This is a genomic window from Jiangella rhizosphaerae (assembly GCF_003579925.1).
Taxonomy (GTDB): domain Bacteria; phylum Actinomycetota; class Actinomycetes; order Jiangellales; family Jiangellaceae; genus Jiangella; species Jiangella rhizosphaerae.
The window spans coordinates 1-16276 of sequence record NZ_QUAL01000046.1 but is presented as its reverse complement, the minus strand read 5'-3'; the positions used below and the strand labels follow the sequence as shown (position 1 = coordinate 16276).

At 72.6% G+C, this 16276-nt stretch carries 14 protein-coding genes and 1 pseudogene; 1 reads left to right on the top strand and 14 read right to left on the bottom strand.

The window, feature by feature from the left end; translation table 11 throughout:
- A pseudogene (locus tag DY240_RS31690) lies at nucleotides 1-397 on the top strand (hypothetical protein); the annotation flags it as partial.
- Here DY240_RS31690 and DY240_RS05740 read toward each other — a convergent pair.
- From DY240_RS05740 to DY240_RS05675, 14 genes are all read right to left on the bottom strand, one after another.
- On the bottom strand, nucleotides 398-1891 hold the full coding sequence (locus DY240_RS05740) for a multicopper oxidase family protein (RefSeq protein WP_119659000.1): 1494 nt from the start codon (nucleotides 1889-1891) through the stop codon (nucleotides 398-400).
- Nucleotides 1875-2321, bottom strand: a complete 447-nt coding sequence (locus DY240_RS05735) for a hypothetical protein (protein ID WP_147375205.1) — start codon at nucleotides 2319-2321, stop codon at nucleotides 1875-1877. Before DY240_RS05735 ends, DY240_RS05740 begins: the two co-directional genes overlap by 17 nt.
- Before the next feature lie 92 nt (nucleotides 2322-2413).
- On the bottom strand, nucleotides 2414-3934 hold the full coding sequence (locus tag DY240_RS05730; RefSeq protein ID WP_119658998.1) for a sensor histidine kinase: 1521 nt from the start codon (nucleotides 3932-3934) through the stop codon (nucleotides 2414-2416).
- The gene (locus DY240_RS05725; protein WP_119658997.1) at nucleotides 3931-4635 is read right to left on the bottom strand and encodes a response regulator transcription factor; all 705 of its coding nucleotides are present in this window, start codon (nucleotides 4633-4635) and stop codon (nucleotides 3931-3933) included. The genes DY240_RS05730 and DY240_RS05725 overlap by 4 nt, the downstream gene beginning before the upstream one ends.
- Before the next feature lie 116 nt (nucleotides 4636-4751).
- The gene (locus DY240_RS05720; RefSeq protein WP_119658996.1) at nucleotides 4752-5087 is read right to left on the bottom strand and encodes a hypothetical protein; all 336 of its coding nucleotides are present in this window, start codon (nucleotides 5085-5087) and stop codon (nucleotides 4752-4754) included.
- A gap of 693 nt (nucleotides 5088-5780) precedes the next feature.
- Nucleotides 5781-7853, bottom strand: coding sequence for a glucosidase family protein (locus DY240_RS05715; protein WP_119658995.1), 2073 nt, complete (start codon nucleotides 7851-7853; stop codon nucleotides 5781-5783).
- Nucleotides 7854-7856: 3 nt separating this feature from the next.
- Nucleotides 7857-9101: an enolase C-terminal domain-like protein gene (locus tag DY240_RS05710; protein ID WP_119658994.1), complete on the bottom strand. Its 1245-nt coding sequence runs from the start codon at nucleotides 9099-9101 to the stop codon at nucleotides 7857-7859.
- A 4-nt stretch (nucleotides 9102-9105) separates the two neighbouring features.
- Complete coding sequence (locus DY240_RS05705; RefSeq protein ID WP_119658993.1) at nucleotides 9106-9900, bottom strand: SDR family NAD(P)-dependent oxidoreductase; 795 nt, start codon at nucleotides 9898-9900, stop codon at nucleotides 9106-9108.
- Nucleotides 9901-9910: 10 nt separating this feature from the next.
- A complete protein-coding gene (locus DY240_RS05700) occupies nucleotides 9911-10729 on the bottom strand; it encodes a carbohydrate ABC transporter permease (protein ID WP_119659001.1) in 819 nt (272 codons plus the stop codon).
- A 5-nt stretch (nucleotides 10730-10734) separates the two neighbouring features.
- Nucleotides 10735-11661: a carbohydrate ABC transporter permease gene (locus DY240_RS05695; protein ID WP_119658992.1), complete on the bottom strand. Its 927-nt coding sequence runs from the start codon at nucleotides 11659-11661 to the stop codon at nucleotides 10735-10737.
- A gap of 30 nt (nucleotides 11662-11691) precedes the next feature.
- Entirely contained in the window at nucleotides 11692-12957 is a 1266-nt protein-coding gene (locus DY240_RS05690) for an ABC transporter substrate-binding protein (protein ID WP_119658991.1), read from the bottom strand.
- A gap of 77 nt (nucleotides 12958-13034) precedes the next feature.
- Nucleotides 13035-13742, bottom strand: coding sequence for a FadR/GntR family transcriptional regulator (locus DY240_RS05685; RefSeq protein WP_119658990.1), 708 nt, complete (start codon nucleotides 13740-13742; stop codon nucleotides 13035-13037).
- 697 nt (nucleotides 13743-14439) lie between these two features.
- Nucleotides 14440-15042, bottom strand: coding sequence for a twin-arginine translocase TatA/TatE family subunit (locus DY240_RS32720; protein ID WP_199700881.1), 603 nt, complete (start codon nucleotides 15040-15042; stop codon nucleotides 14440-14442).
- Between the two features lie 58 nt (nucleotides 15043-15100).
- A partial coding sequence (locus tag DY240_RS05675) for a S1C family serine protease (protein ID WP_119658989.1) occupies nucleotides 15101-16276 on the bottom strand: 1176 nt, incomplete at its 5' end.

Below are 16276 nucleotides of genomic sequence, written 5' to 3'. Positions count from 1 at the left end.
GGCCGGCGAGTCGCCGGTCACGCCGCCGCCGGTCCCGGACGGCCGGCCCGGGCCCGGCGACCCGATCGGCGCGCCGTTCGCGCCGTCCGGCGAGGAGCACCGGCTGCTCGACGGCTACGAGCTGCTCGCGCCGCCGATCATGTCGTCCTGCACCACCGGCGGATTCGTCGCCGTCGTCCGCGCGGCCGAGGAACAGGGCACCGACGACGCCGTCGACGCGTGGGCCGGGCACCTGGGGTCCGAGTCGTTCGCCCAGGTACCGGCGCCGGACAGCGACGCCTCCGCGACGATCGGCGGCGTTCCGACGCGGCGGGTGGTGCTGAGCGGCGCCGGCGCCGGGACGGTGACCGTCACCGGCGCCGGCGACTACGTGCTGCTGGACCGCTGCAACGACTGATCATTCCGGCTCGTTCGCGCCGGGGCCGCCGATCCGGAACGGCGTGTACACGCCGGAGTAGACGAGGTGCGCGACCAGCCCGGCGGTCGCGTGCGACAGGTCGTGGCAGTGGTCCAGCCAGATCCCCGGGTTGTCGGCCACGAACGCGATCTCGTACGTCTCGTCCCGGCCGACGTCGAGCGAGTCGACGACCCAGGGGCTGCCGGTGGCCGGCTCGCCGTCACGGCTGAGCACGACGGCGTGGTGTCCGTGCAGGTGCATCGGGTGGTTGTCGGCGCCGGAGTTCTCGATCCGCATGCGCACCACGTCGCCGTCGCTCACCACGAACATCGGGACGTCGGGGACCATGCCGCCGTTGATCGTCCAGTACATCCCGGGCCGCCCGTCGACCAGCCCGAACCGGCGGCCGATCCGGTACTCGAAGGTGCGGTCGGCGTCGTCCGGGTCGAAGCCGAGCGGCGCCGGCGTCCCGTAATGCAACAGGTCGACGGTCTCGGCCGGCGGCTCGCTCTCCGGCGGATCCGGCGCACCGGCCGGCCCGGTGACGACGGCGACCCCGCCGAGCTCCACGCGCACCGCCGTCCCGGCCGCCGGGACCGTGAAGCCGAGGTCCACCCGGCCGCCGGCGGGCAGCGTCACGGCGGCGTCGGTCACCGGCACCGGCTCGTGCACGGCGCGCCCGTCGACCGCCAGCACCCGCACCGGCGCGTCCGCCGTCCACGCCCGTTTGACCTCGTTGTCGGTGTTGACCAGCCGGAGCCGCACCGCCTCGCCCGGCGCCGCGTCGACGCGCAGCCCGTCCCGTCCGTTCACCGTCGGCCCGTCACCGTAGGTGTGCATCGCCGCCACGACGTCGTGGTCCGCCGCCTCCCCCGCGGGCGGCGTGACCACGAGCGTCCCGAACAGGCCACCGCGCACCTGGGCGTGCGACACCTGGTGCGAGTGGTACCAGTAGGTGCCGGCGTCCTCGGCGACGAACCGGTAGGTGTGCGAGCCGCCGGTGGCGACGGCGTCCTGGGTCACCCCGGCCACACCGTCCTCGGCGTTCGGCACGTCCACGCCGTGCCAGTGCAGCGTGACGCCGTCCGGGACCGACTCGTTGACCAGGGTCACCTCGACGAGATCGCCCTGCCGGACGCGCAGCTCCGGGCCGGGCGTCGTGCCGTTCAGCGTGTACCGGTCGCCGTCGCGGGCCGCGACCAGCTCGACGGCGACGTCCGGAGGCCGGTCCCGCGGACCGGTCAGCCCGGTGACGTCGCGGTCGCCCAGCTGGCGCGGCGGCCCGTCCCAGCCGTGGCCGGCATGACCGCCGTGCACCGGGTCGGCCGGCCCGCCGCCGAACTCCGCGTGCCCCATCCCCATGACGGAGTACGTGTCCGGCAGCCGGCTCGACGTCCACACCAGCCCGGCCGTCACCAGCACCGCGAGCGCCGCCAGCGTGCCGACGATCAGCCGGTTGTTGCGTCGCAGCCGGCGCTCAGACCCGGGCGGCATCGCCGGTGGTCTCGTCCGACGCCGCCGGCGTGACCGTCCTCGCGGCCCGCACGCCCAGCAGCGCCAGCGTCAGGATCACGAACGCGTTGGTCGCGTGCAGCAGCCCCAGCGCCGGCAGCTCGAAGCCCGCGAAACCCAGCGTGATCTGCACCGCCACCGCCAGCACCAGCAGCGCGGCCCACTTCACGCCGCCGCGCACCTTGGCGAAGAACGACACGATCAGCAGCACCAGGACCAGCAGCGGGATCACCATCGTCCCGCCGATGGCGTGCAGCATCGGGCCCGCGTTCGGGAAGTCGGAGTCGGCCGTGAGGACGCCGCCGTCCTCGATCTCCTTGATCGCCCCGAACCCCCCGAACGCCACGACGGCGGCCTGGAAGACCACCGCCAACGCGACCAGCCCACTCAGCACGCGGTATGTCGCTCGCATGAGCGCCCCCTCTCCTCACCGAGGACGCTACGGACCGGCGGCGGCCACGGGCAGGGTGCCAGCAGGCGACCCGCCGGGGTGCCAGCACCCCGTCAGGCTCCCAGGTACGGTTCGACGGTGGCAGCCGCGGCTGGGCGGTTACCCTGAGCCGGCTGAGCGTCCGCTGTGCGAGCGGGCAGCCGGACGGTGAACGTGGTGCCGCTCGTGCCCTCGGCCGCGGTGCGGCTGGCCACGGCCACGGACCCGCGGTGCGCCTGCACGATGGCGTCGGCGATGGCCAGCCCGAGGCCGGTCGAGCCGCCGGCGCGGTTCCGGGCGGTGTCGGCCCGGCTGAACCGCTGGAACAGCACGCGCCGCAGCTCGACGGGCACGCCGGGGCCGTCGTCGCACACCTCGACCACCACGTCGCCGCCGTCGAGCCGGCCCGACGTCCACACCGTCGTGCCCGGCGGCGTGTGCACCCGGGCGTTGCCCAGCAGGTTCGCCAGCACCTGCCGCAGCCGGGCCTCGTCCCCCTCGACCAGCAGCGGAGCCGGCGACGATCCGAGGTCGAGCCGCCAGACGTGGTCCGGCCCGGCGGCGTGCGCGTCGGCGACGGCGTCGACGACCAGGCCGGTGAGGTCGACCGGAGCGCGCTCCAGCGGCCGTCCGGCGTCGAGGCGGGCGAGCAGCAGCAGGTCGTCGACCAGCCCCGTCATCCGGCCGGCCTCCGCCTCGACCCGGCCGATCGCGTGCGTCGCCGACGGTGGCACGGCGTCCGGCGAGCGGCGCACCAGCTCGGCGTAGCCGCGGATCGACGCCAGCGGCGTGCGCAGCTCGTGGCTGGCGTCGGCGACGAACCGGCGGACCTGCTGCTCGGACTCGTGCCGCGCCGACAGCGCCGACTCGACGTGCCCGATCATGCGGTTGAACGCCGCGCCCACGCGGCCGACCTCGGTCCCGTCGGCCGCGAGGGCGGGCGGCACCCGCGGGATCGTGTCCACCTCGCCACGATCCAGCGGGAGCTCCGTGACCTGGCGCGCGGCGGCCGCGACCCGGTCCAGTGGCCGCAGGGCCCGCCGGACCAGCACCGTCGCCGCGCCGGCGGCGACCGCCACGCCGGCGACGGCCAGCCCGACCTCCAGGCCGATGTACGAGCGCAGGGTGCCCGCCACGTCCGCCGTGCTGAGCGCCGTCACGACGGGGTCCGCGCCGGCCGGTGCGCACACGGCGTGGAAGCGGCCGAGGTCCGGCAGGTCCACGCCGCGGATCTCGCCGTCGCACGGCAGCGCCGTCAGCGCCGCCAGCTGGGCGTCGTCGAGGGCCTGGAACTCGCCGGAGTCGTCGACGTAGCCCGCCTCGACGACGCGTCCGTCGTCGTAGTACACGCCGACGGTGCCGGCGGCCTGGCCGGGCGGGACGTGCGACCCACCGGGCGGCTCGCCGGACCCGTGGCCGGGACCCGGTCCGGCCGCGTCCTTGGCCCGGTCCGCGGCCGCCAGCAGCTGCATGTCCAGCTGGTCGTACAGCGTCGAGCGCAGCGCCAGCGCCGAGACGACCGCGAGCGTCGCGGTCACCGCCAGCACCAGCGCCACGACGGTCCAGACGAGGCGGCGGCGCAGTGGGTGCCTCACGGCCCGCTCGCGGGCTTGAGCAGGTAGCCGACGCCGCGGACGGTGTGGATCATCGGCTCGCGGCCCTTGTCGATCTTGCGCCGCAGGTACGAGACGTAGAGCTCGACGATGTTCTCCTGGCCGCCGAAGTCGTACTGCCAGACGCGGTCCAGGATCTGCGCCTTCGACAGCACCCGGCGCGGATTGCGCATCAGGAAGCGGAGCAGCTCGAACTCGGTCGCGGTGAGCCGGACCGGGTCGCCGGCCCGCTCGACCTCGTGCGCGTCCTCGTCCATGACCAGGTCGCCGACGGTGAGGACGGCGTCCTGGCGGGCCCGCGTCGCGCCGGCCCGGCGCAGCAGCCCGCGCAGCCGCGCGACCAGTTCCTCCAGGCTGAACGGCTTGGTCACGTAGTCGTCGCCGCCCGCGGTGAGCCCGGCGACACGGTCCTCGACGGCGTCGCGCGCGGTGAGGAAGAGCACCGGGACGTCCGGACGCTGGGCCCGGATCCGCCGCAGCACCTCGATGCCGTCGAGATCCGGGAGCATGACGTCGAGCACGACGGCGTCCGGCGGCTGCTCGATCGCGGCGCGGACGGCGTCCTGACCGGTCGCCGCCGTCGCGGTGGTCCAGCCCTCGTAGCGCAGCACGGAGGTCAGCAGCTCGGCGAGGTTCGGCTCGTCGTCGACCACCAGGACCCGCGGCGGCAGTGTGTCGGTCATGGGTCAGGTCTACGGGCCGCGGTTGAGGGCTTGCTGAGACGAGCCTGTGAAGTCCCTGTGAGACGCCGCGAGCCGCCGCCCGTGGCGGGCGGCGGCTCGGTGGTGCGGTGCCGGCGTCAGGTCGTGGCGGACGACTCCGTGGCCGACGGCCCCGTGGTGCCGTCCTCGGTCGTGCCGTCCTCAGACTGCTGCTCCTCGTCGCAGCCGGCGCCGCCGGGACCGCGGTGCCCTTCGCCCTGGCCGGGCTCGCCCGGGCGGGCCCGGTCGGGCGTCTGCGACTCGGGCGTCGTGGACTCCGGCGCCGTCGACTCGCTGCTGTCCGGCGTGGACGTGCCGTCGTCGGCGGCCGCCGCGATCCCGTACCCGCCGAGCAGCAGTCCGCCGGCGACGGCTGCCGACACGATCGGCGTGCGCCAGCGCCGCAGCCGGTCGCGGGTGTCTGTCGTGGACATCGAACCTCCCCGTGGTGGGTGAACCGCGCACCGGGTGGTGCACGTCCTCCCGACCTTCGGCGGCGATCCTGTGCCCAGCCCACGCCGGAGCTGTGCGTGTCCTGTGAGTCCGTGACGCCGCCGGGGCTCCCCGTCCCCCTGCTGCCCCATTCTCTTGCCGCGAACGGGCGCGTCAAGCGGACTATTGGCGCTTCGCGCGACGATGACCGCTTGACTCACCCGTCCGCGGCCAAGAACGGGCAGCTATCAGGGGGACGGGGAGGATGTGGGCACGCCTCGGCGTTGGGCGTGCCCGTTTCGCGTGCTTTGTCGGACTGTGGGCAGCGATGATCATCAACGATCGCCTACATCACGAGGATTCCGCGAGCATCAACATGCCTGTAAGGGTGTTGACGCTGGGGCAATCCTCGTGATGGCTCGCGAATCACGGCGAAATCTCACCAAGTGGACGCTCCACGACACCAACGCCACACCGTAACGGGGCCAACGCCGCGGGAGACGTCGCCACACTCCCCCGTCCCCCTGATAGCTGCCCGTTCTGAGCCGCGGGCGCGCGGGTCAAGTCCAAGCGCCCCGACCACAGCGAAGCCCGACCACGACGCGCGCGGACTTGAGGCGCGCGCCCGCGGCCAAGACAATCGGGCAGCAGGGGGACGGCCCACGCCAGGGGGACGGGAAAGTCACTGCAGAGGCCTACGCCGACGCCGTGACACCCTCGGCGGAGACGTCGACCAGCCGGCCGCCCACGCGCAGGTTCCGCAGCCGCGCTCCCGGGTCGACGGAATCCAGCCGCGACGTCACCGTCAGCGACCCGTCCACGTCCGGCCGGACGCCGAAGAACCCCTCGACCACCAGCGCGGACCACGCGCCGGCCGACGAGCACGACCAGTCGATGAGGTACGGGAACTGCGGCGGCGACTTCACCGCGCCGCCGTTCAGCGGCTCGGCGGCCTCCTCGACGAAGTGGGCCTGTCCGGGCGGCCCCTGGTTGGCGGTGCGGGCGAGGCCGGGCAGCCAGGCGGCGGCGACGTCGGGCCGGCCCAGCTCGATCAGCGACCGCGCGGCGTCGGCCGGCCAGGCGGGGTAGGCGCCGTTCCACTGGTGGTCGGGGCGGACGCTGAACGCGGCGTCGTCGTCATAGGGCGACAGCGCCCGCATCCACGACGGCGTCTGCAGCTCGCGGACGAAGAACTCGACCATCTCCTCGCGCCGCCGCTCGGGGAGGTCGGCGGCGATGGTCATGCCGACGGTGGTGAAGTCGTAGCAGTGCCGCACCGGCAGCAGCCGCCCGTCGGGCTGCCGCGCGTGCCAGAACCCCTGGCCCTCGACGTAGAGCTCGCCCACGTGTGGCACCAGCGCGTCGGCCTTCTTCCGCAGGTCGTCGGCCAGCCCGCCCTCGTCGCGCAGCGCCGCGATGTCGGCGGCGGCTCGCATGCACCACACGTTGGCGGCGTTGAGGCTGGCCACCTCGTGCACGTAGGAGCTGACGCACTCGAGCAGGTTGTCGATGCCGCCGTAGTCGGCCAGGGCGTGCGACGTGCGGAAGCCCTCCCACGCGGTGGCCCAGTCGGCGACGTGCTGGGCCACCGCCTTCGCCGGCCCGTCGTGCGCGGTCAGCTCGACGTCGAGGAAGCCGGGCTCGCCGTTCCAGCGGACGTAGTCGCGGACCAGCCGGATCATCGCGTAGTCGTTGACGGAGTACCAGTAGCCCGCCGGGCCGCCGGTCTGCCACTCGGTGCCGAAGTGCCGGTGGATGTCGAGAGCGATCCAGTGCTCGATCTGCCGGCGCATCGGCACCGGGTCGAGCAGCGCGTGGATCATCGAGCTGAGACTGAAGTCCCAGATGAACGTCGTGGTCTGCCAGTATCGCGGCATCAGCGTGTCGTAGACCCGGCCGAGGTGGCTGGCCGGGCTGTCGCGGCGGAACCAGATGACGCCCAGCACGCCCCACCAGTACAGCCGGCGCAAGGCGTCGTTCGACGTCTCCAGCGTCGGCACGTGCCCGCTGAACTGGTCGTTCCCGGGCGTGAACGCGGCCCGGAGGGTGTCGTCCCACAGCGTTCGGGCGGCGGCCACCTGCCCGGGCACGTCCGCGACGACGGCGTCGTACGCGGCCAGTGCGCCATCGGCGTCGGTGCCCACCACGTGCACGTACCCGAACCGGTACCGCTCGCCGGGCGCCAGCGAGACGTCGACCTCCAGCGACCGGTCGCGGACCCGGGCGCCGTCGGCGTCGAGGCCCTGCACGCTCACCGCGGCGGTGGCCGTCGCCCGACCCAGCAGTGCCGCGCGGCCCGGCACGGGAGCGAGCGTGTTCGGCTCCGACGGCGGCTCCGGCACGCGCCACGGCCCGGCTTGCGTGACCGTCGACGCGACCGACAGGCCCAGCCGGACCATCCGCTCGACGCCGGAGGTGTTCGTGACGGCGACGTCGACGACGACGCCGTCGACGCCCGGCGGGGTCACCGTCGTCGACTCGATGAGGAGGTCGCCCAGGCGGGCGGACCGGTCGACGCGGTCGGGCCGCCACCGGATCGTCACCGGCTCGCCGAAGGAGCGGAACAGCCGGCCGTCGACCCACAGGGCACCGGTCACGGTGTCGCCGTGCGAGACCGGCGCGAAGTTGACGCTCCGCACGGCGGTGATGTCGTGGTCGACCTGCACCGCGCCGAGGAAGTTGGTCAGGCCGGGCGGGTTGAGCATGTCGTCGTAGCGCTGCACGACGGGGTCGGAGGTGAAGTCCTCGACGGTGGGGATGAGCCGCATCGGTCAGCGTCCTTCGAGGTCCACGGGGCCGGCCGTCGCCGGGTCGGCCCAGTCGGAGTTGGGCAGCAACGGGTACCAGCCGGGCCGGCCGGGGTCGCGGTCGTACGGGTAGCCGCCCAGCTCGCGGTAGAGCTCGGCGTACTCGGCGAGCTTGTCGCGGTCCAGCTCGACGCCCAGCCCGGGCCCGTCCGGCACGTCGATGCCGCCGTCGTGGTACCGGAACGGCCCGCCGGCGATGACGTCGCCGGTCAGGTGGTGGTAGTGGGCGTCGGCGGCGAACGACAGGTTCGGCACGACGGCGCCCAGGTGCAGCATCGTGGCCAGCTGGATGCCCAGCTCGCCGGACGAGTGCACCGCGACGCCCAGCTGGAACGTCTCGCACACCCCCGCCGCCTTCAGGCACGGGCGGATGCCGCCCCAGAACGTGGTGTCGAGCAGGACGACGTCGACGGCGGGGTCGCGGACGTTCGCCGCCAGCTGCTCGAAGTTCACCACGACGGTGTTGGTGGCGATCGGGATGCCGGTGCGCTCGCGCACCCGGCGCAGGCCGTTCATGCCCCACGTCGGGTCCTCGAGGTAGTCGTTGCGCAGGCCCTCGATGCCGGCGGCGAACCGGACCGCCTCCTCCGGCGACCACGCGCCGTTGGGGTCGTGGCGCAGTGAGTCGCCGGGGAACGCCTCGGCCAGCGCGCGGTAGCAGTCCAGCTCGTAGTCGGGCGGGAACACGCCGCCCTTGAGCTTGTGCACGGTGAAGCCGTGCGCCTCCTTGAGCTCGCGGGCGTGCGCGACCAGCTGCTCCGGCGTGCGCACCTCGCCGCTGCCGTCGGCGGCCGGGTAGCGGAAGAAGAGGTAGCTGGCGAACGCGACGTGGTCGCGGACCTTGCCGCCGAGCAGCTCGTGCACGGGCACGCCGAGGTGCTTGCCCTGAAGGTCCAGACAGGCGAACTCGATCGCCGCCAGCAGCTGCGTGCGGTTGTTGTAGAGGCTGGCGGTCGGGTTGGCCAGCATGAACCGCAGGGTCTCGGTGCGGGCGGGGTCGTGGCCGACCAGGTAGTCGCGCAGCCCGCGGACGGCGTCCTCGGCGCTCTGTCCGCCGCCGCCCATCTCGCCCAGGCCGACCAGGCCGTTGTCGGCCTCGACCTCGACGATGGTGCGGACGAACCGGCCCCAGTGCGCGCCGTTGCTGTGCCGCAGCGGCGCCTGCAGCGGAACCGTCACGGTCGTGGCGCGCACGTCGACGATCTTCACGTGCTCAGTTCTCCTTCGCGGACTCGGGCAGGACGACGGGCAGGCCCGCGCGCAGGCCGCCGTCGACCACCAGGTCGGTGCCGGTGACGAAGCTGGCCTGCGGACCGGCCAGGTAGGCGACGGCGTCGGCCACCTCGGACGGCCGCGCCACCCGGCCCAGCGGGTGCGAGCGGCCCCACTCGGCGACGACGTCGTCGGCCGGGCGGCCGTCGGCGTGCAGGCCGGCGGCCCAACGCAGCATCGGGGTGTCGACCGAGCCGGGCAGGACGGCGTTGACGCGCACGCCGTCGGGCGCGTGGTCCAGCGCCATCGACCGGACCAGCGCCACCAGCGCGCCCTTCGACGCCGCGTACGCCGCGACGCGGGTCTGCGACTGGTACGACTGCACCGACGCCACGACCACGACGGCGCCGCCGCCCTCGGCCCGCAGCAGCGGCATCAGGAAGTGGCAAACGGCGAAGACGCCGCGCAGGTTGACGCCGATGACCTCGTCGAACAGCTCCATGCTGGTCTCTTCGACGGTGCCGTAGCGCTGGATGCCCGCGGCGCAGACGAGGGTGTCGATGCTCCCGTACTCGTCGGTGAGCTCGGCGGCACACCGCTCGACGGCGGCGGCGTCGGCCACGTCGAGCGGCCGGGTCCGCACCTGCCAGCCGCGGTCCGCGGCGTCGCCGGCCAGCTGGTCGAGCGCGGAAGTGTCGCGGTCCAGCGCGACCACCAGCTCACCGTCGCCGGCCAGCCGCTCCACCACCGCCCGGCCGATGCCGGCGCCGCCGCCGGTCACCACGGCCACTCTCATCCCGTACCTCCTAGAACTGGCCGAGGTTGAGGCCCCGGCTGAAGATCCGCTGCGTGGACAGGAACAGGACCACGGTCGGCAGCGACACCAGCAGGCCGCCGGCCAGCACCGCCGTCAGCTGCAGCCCGCCATAGGTGTCCTGGAGAGCGGCTGCCGCGGTCATCAGCGGCCGGACCTCGTCGGACTGGCTGAGCGCCAGGCCCAGCAGGAGGTCGTTCCAGACGAACGTGGCCTGCAGGATGAACACCGCCACCAGGGCGCTCGTCGACATCGGCAAGTAGATGCGCCAGAAGATCCGCCAGGTGGTGGCGCCGTCCATGACCGCGGCCTCGAACACCTGGTGCGCGATGCCGCCGAGGAAGTTGCGCATGACGAGCGCCGCGAACGGCACGGTGACGGCGGTGTAGATGGCGACCATGCCCAGCCGGCTGTCGTAGATGCCGGCCTCGACGTAGCCGACGAACAGCGGCATCAGGATCATCTGCAGCGGGAAGACGGTGCCGCCGAAGACCAGCACGAACCAGAAGAACCCGTGCTTCAGGCGCAGCGCGACGATGCCGAAGCCGAGGGCCGCGCCGATCAGCACGGCCAGCGCGGGCGCGATGACGCTGTAGAGCAGAGTGCTGGTGACGGCGTCGCCCAGGCCGCCGATCTCCCACGCCTGGCGCATGTTGTCGAACAGGGCGAAGTCGCTCACGGGCCGCCACACCTGGTCGGCGGCGTACCGGGCGGGGTCCTTGCTGGCGTTGACCAGCAGCAGGTAGATCGGCGCCAGCCAGATGAGGCCGAGCACCACCAGGACCGTGGGCCGGAGGATGCGCGCGGCCATCGGCGTCACACCGTCCTCTCGGGCGACAGCTGCCGGCGCAGGTACGTGATCGCCGCCAGGAAGGTCACGACGCTGAGGAACACCGCGACGGCCGAGCCGGCGCCGTACGCGCTGTTCACGAACGTCTCCTCGTACATCGTCACCGCGAGCGTCTCGGCGTTGCGGCCCGGCCCGCCCTTCGTCATGACCCACACGATGTCGAACGTCTTCAGGCTCGCCACCAGCGACAACCCGACCACGACGGTGGTCAGCGGCCGCAGCATGGGCCAGTGCATGTGCCGGAACATCCGCCAGCCGGACGCGCCGTCCAGCCGGGCCGCCTCGATCGGCTCACGCGGGATCGACTGCAGCCCGATGACGAACAGCAGCGCGTTCACCCCGCTCTGCTGCCAGGCGGCGGCGCCGATCATCACGATGGTGTTCAGCGGCGCATCGCTCAGCCAGCGGCTGTCGGCGCCCGGCAGCCCGAGCGCGTCCAGCGCCTGGCTGAGCCCGCCGCCGTTCTGCAGCACGAACCGCCAGACCACGCCGACCGCGACGCCGGAGATCGCGTACGGGATGAGGAACGGCAGCCGCAGCCAGCTCCCGAACCGCATCCCGTACGACAGCGTCGCGATCAGCAGGCCCAGCCCGACCGGGACCGTGATGCTGCCGACGACCCAGATCAGGGTGTTGCGCAGCGAGGTGAGGAAGTTCGGGTCGTCGAACATGGCCCGGTAGTTGTCCAGACCCACCCACGACGGCGACCCGAGGCCGTTGTACTCGGTGAAGCTGATCCACGTCGTCCAGAGGAACGGCAGGTACAGCAGCACCGCCACGACGAGGAGCGCCGGCAGGCCGAACCCCCGCGCGGACCATCGGTAGGACCCCCGACGACGCACCGGCCCCGGCGTCGTCGTCCGTTCAGGCGCGGCAACCGCCAGCCCCGACATCAGTCAACTCCCTCACACGCTCGCGCAGGGTCAGCCCTGGCTGCTCCAGTAGGCGTCGGCCTCGGCCTGGATGGTCTCCAGGATCGGCATCGGGTCGCCCGGGTTCGTGACGAACGCGCTGAAGCCGTCCAGCGCCGCGGTGAGCACCGGCGTCGGCGTCGCCTCGAAGTAGCGCTCCAGCAGCAGGTGGTCGTCGGCGCCGGCCTGCTCGTTGAGCGCGGCCAGCTGCTCGTCGTTCACCTGCGCCTTGGGGTTGAAGGAGACGTCGCCGCGGGCGTTGGACCACGCCGTCTGCGCCTCCTCCGTCATCCACCACTGCGCGTACTCCAGCGCCGACTCCTCGTTCGCGGCGTCCTTCGCGGTGCACATGGGACCGGTCTCGAAGATCAGCGACGTCTGCGGGAGGTCCGGGTTGACGTTCGGGATGACGAAGAAGTCGTAGTCGGTGCCTGACACCATGTCGACGCTGTTGAGCTGGCCGCTGAGGAAGGTGCCGAAGTTGATCATCGCGACGGTGCCCGACTTCAGCTGGTCCTGCGGCGCGGTCTGGTCGCCCGGGTCGCCGAAGTAGCCGGCCTCGAGCATGTCGCGCCACTGCTCCATGACCGCGACGACGCCCTCGTCGGTGTAGCTGGCCTCGCCGCTGGAGAGCGCGTTGTACAGGTCCGGGTCGGTGCCGGCCAGCAGCGTCTGGAACCAGACGAACGAGAACAGGATGTTGGTCTCGTAGAACGGGGTGACGCCGTTGGCCTTCAGCGTGTCGGCGATGGTCATCAGCTCGGCCCAGCTCGTCGGCTCGGTGAGGCCGTACTGGTCGAAGACCGCCTTGTTGTAGTACATGACCCAGTAGGCGGCGTTCATCGGGACGCAGTACTGCTCGCCGTCGACGGTGAAGTGCTCGCGCAACGCCTCCGGGACGTCGCCGTCGTCGATGGCCGTCTGCCAGATGTCCGTCGTCGGCGCCAGCAGATCCTCGGCGACGAGGTCCTCCAGCTCACTGCCGGTGTGCCAGGTGAAGAGGTCGGGCTTCTCGTCGGTGCGGAACGACTGCCGGATGAACGCCGAGTACTGCTCGGCGTCGGAGTAGCCGGTGAAGTCCAGCCCGAGCCCGATGCTGCCCTCGGACACATCCGAGACCTGCAGGAACTGCGGCTCCCAGGCACCCTTGTCGGTATAGAAGTTGATCGTCCCGGAGCCCGCGGAGCCCCCGGTGTCGCCGTCGTCGTCGCCCCCGCACGCGGCCAGGACCAGCGTCGACGCCGCCAGAGCCGCCACCCCAGTGTGACGCAATCTCACGTGAACTCACCTCTCAGCATTCAGGTAGGTGTCACCGGCCGCAGCTGGCCGTGACCGGCAGGAATGGGGACCGGTGGTCACCGCCCGGAATCGGGTCTCCTGCTGCGAATGGCGGCGATGACGTTGTCGAGGTGTTCCTTGCTCGCGCGGTACGCCTCGTCCGCGTCGCCGTCGAGCACCGCCCGGGCGATGCGCCGGTGCTCCTCGAAGTCCTCGCCCTCGTCCCCGTGCAGCCGCAGGATCTCGCGCTGCTCCTGCGCGTGCACCAGCACGATCGAGTCGACCACCTCGGCCAGGACGGTGTTGCCGGACGCCTGCGCGACGGCCCGGTGAAAGTCGAGGTTGACGACCCACAGTCGTTCGTTGCGCTCGATGAGGCAGCGCTCGGCCTCATGCAGCGTCTCGGTGATCCGCTCGACGCCGTCCGGGTCGCGGACCGTGGCACCCATGGCCGCGATGGGCGGTTCGATGGTGCTCCGCGCCAGCAACAGGTCGACCAGGCTCTCGCTGGTGAGCAGCGGCCCGTGCGGGTTCGGCAGCACCGAGCGGCGCACGTTCTCGCCCACGTACACCCCGGACCCGTGCCGCAGGACGACCACGCCCATGGCCTCGAGCCGGCGCAACGCCTCACGCATGGTGGGGACCGCGACGGCGAACCGCTCCGCCATCGCCCGGACGGTGTCCATCTGGGCGCCCGCCTCGAGGTTGCGCTCCCGGATCAACGCGACGACGCCGGCGGCCAGCTCATCGGCCAGCGTGCGGCGGTTCGCTTCTCCGGCAGTCACAGTCCCGTCCCCTTCGACGTCGTTGCGTTGAAGAGATTAGATCACCTAATCACTTTGCTGTCGACAGCTGTAACCGTGCCGTGACCTGGAGACGTTGATCGACTGGGTTGGCGCGACCGATGAGGTTCTTGCCGCGTTGGTCGGGCTGCCGCGTTGGCCCGTCCCCCTGCTGCCCGATGATCTTTGCCGCGTGCGCGCGCCTCAAGCGGACCGAGAGAGGCGCTTCGCGCCGATGCGGACCGCTTGACCCGCGCGCACGCGGCTAAGAACGGGCAGCTATCAGGGGGACGGGGGAAGAGCGGCGACGAGACCGGGGCGTTGGCCGCGTTTGCGTGTGGCGTTGGTGTCGTGGAGCGTCCACCTGGTGAGATTTCGCCGTGATTCGCGGGCCATCACGAGGATTACCCCAGCGTCAACACCCCTACAGTCATGTTGAAGCTCACGTAATCCTCGTGATGTAGGCGATCCTGGATGATCATCGCGCATCGCCGCCAGACAAAGCAGGACGAAACGGGCATGCCAAGCGTGAGGCGTGCCCACATTCTCCCCGTCCCCCTGATAGCTGCCCGTTCTTGGCCGCGAACGGGCGAGTCAAGCGGTCATCGCCGCGCGAAGCGCCCCATAGTCCGCTTGACGCGCGCGTTCGCGGCAAGAGAATGGGGCAGCAGGGGGACGGGGAGCCCCGGCGAACCCAGGATCAAGTGGCGTCGGGGTCGAAGCGCGGCGAACGGGCCGAGTCGGCGGTCACGGACTCGGACGCCGGGCCGGTTGCGGGCTCGTCGGCCGGCGAGGACGGCGGCGCGGACTCAGCGGCGGGCGCCGGGGCGGGCGCGGCGGGGGTGTCCTCCATCGGCGGCGGGGGAACGTCTTCCTCGGGGGCGGGCGGCACGTCGGCGGACGGCGGCGGGACGTCGACCGTCTCGCCCACGCGGTCGGCACCCGTGGCCGCGGAGGCGGCCGACCGGGCGGTGGTCGGGCGGGCCGGCGAGTGGCTGCCGTTGGTGCGCCGGGCCGGGGAGGCGTCGTCGTCGTCGAGGCCGAGGTCGATGCCGTCGAGGACCTTCTGCCGCACGAACGACTTCGGGTTGCGGAGGTCGGAGAGGGTCTTCAGGTCCTCTTTGTCGATGCCGAGGTCGCCGACGCTGCCGGACAGGTCCTTGCGGGCGTTGGCGACCATCGCACGCAGGTCGCGGACGAATCCGGCGGCTTGGCGCGCCATCTCGGGCAGCCGGTCGGGGCCGAAGACCAGGAGGGCGACGACGAGCAGCACGAACACCTCGCCGATACCTATGTCGAACACCGTCGACCCCCACGTCCGTTACGTACGTGCATCCGTCCCCGCAAGAGTACGTGGCGCGTCAACCGACTGCCGAGCCCAGGGTGAGCGTGAACTCCAGCTCCTCGCCGTCGCGGTCGACGACGACCGTGATGTCCTCGCCGGGCTCGTGGGCCCGCAGCCGGACGATCAGCTCGGCCGGGGTGCGGACGTCCTCGCCGTTGATCGCGACGACGACGTCGCCGGACTCGATGCCGACCTCGTCGGCCGGGCCGCCCGGCGTGACGCCGGGGCCGTTGTCGCCGTCCTCGGCCACCCGCGCGCCGACGCCGACGAAGCCGTTGTCGAGCAGCACGCCCATGACCGGATAGACGGCCTCGCCGTCGGCGATCAGCTGCTGCGCCGTCCGCTGCACCTGCTCGATGGGGATGGCGAAGCCGAGCCCGATGGAGCCGGCCTGCTGGCCCATGCCGAGGCTGGCGATGGCGGAGTTGACGCCGATGACCCGGCCGGACGAGTCGACCAGCGGGCCACCGGAGTTGCCCGGGTTGATGGCGGCGTCGGTCTGCAGCGCGTTGATGTAGGACTGGTCGTCCTCGCCGCCGGCGGTGACCGGCCGCTCCAGCGCCGACACGATGCCGCTGGTGACGGTGGCGTCGAGGCCGAGTGGGCTGCCGATGGCGACGACGGGGTCGCCGACGGCCACGGAGTCGGAGTCGCCGAAGACGACCGGCTGGAGGTCGTCGGCGTCGACGCGCAGGACGGCGATGTCGTAGCTGGGGCTGGTGCCGACGAGCTCGGCCTCGAGCCGGCGGCCGTCGGTGAACGCCAGCTCGATGCCGTCGTCGCCGGCCGACGCGATGACGTGGTTGTTCGTGATGACGTAGCCGTCCTCGGAGATGACGAAGCCCGACCCGCCGGCGTCGGCCACGCTGACCGACACGACGCTGGGCAGGACGCTCGCGGCCACGCCGGCGATGGACTCCGGCGGCCGTTCGACCAGCCCGGCCGGGTCGGCCCCGATGACGGTGACCGTGCCGCCGCCGCCCTCGCCGTCGTCGTCGATGGCCTCGGCCACCACGCCGCCCGCACCGCCCGCGGCGAGCGCCAGCACCAGGATGCCCAGGGTGGCCAGGCCGCGGCGCCGCTTCGGTGGCCGCCGGTGCGCGGCCCCGTCGGACACCGCGGCGGCCCCGGCCGCGCCCGTGTCCGACGGGGTGCCGTCAGGGCCGGTCGCGAGGAACCGGGTCGTGCCGTC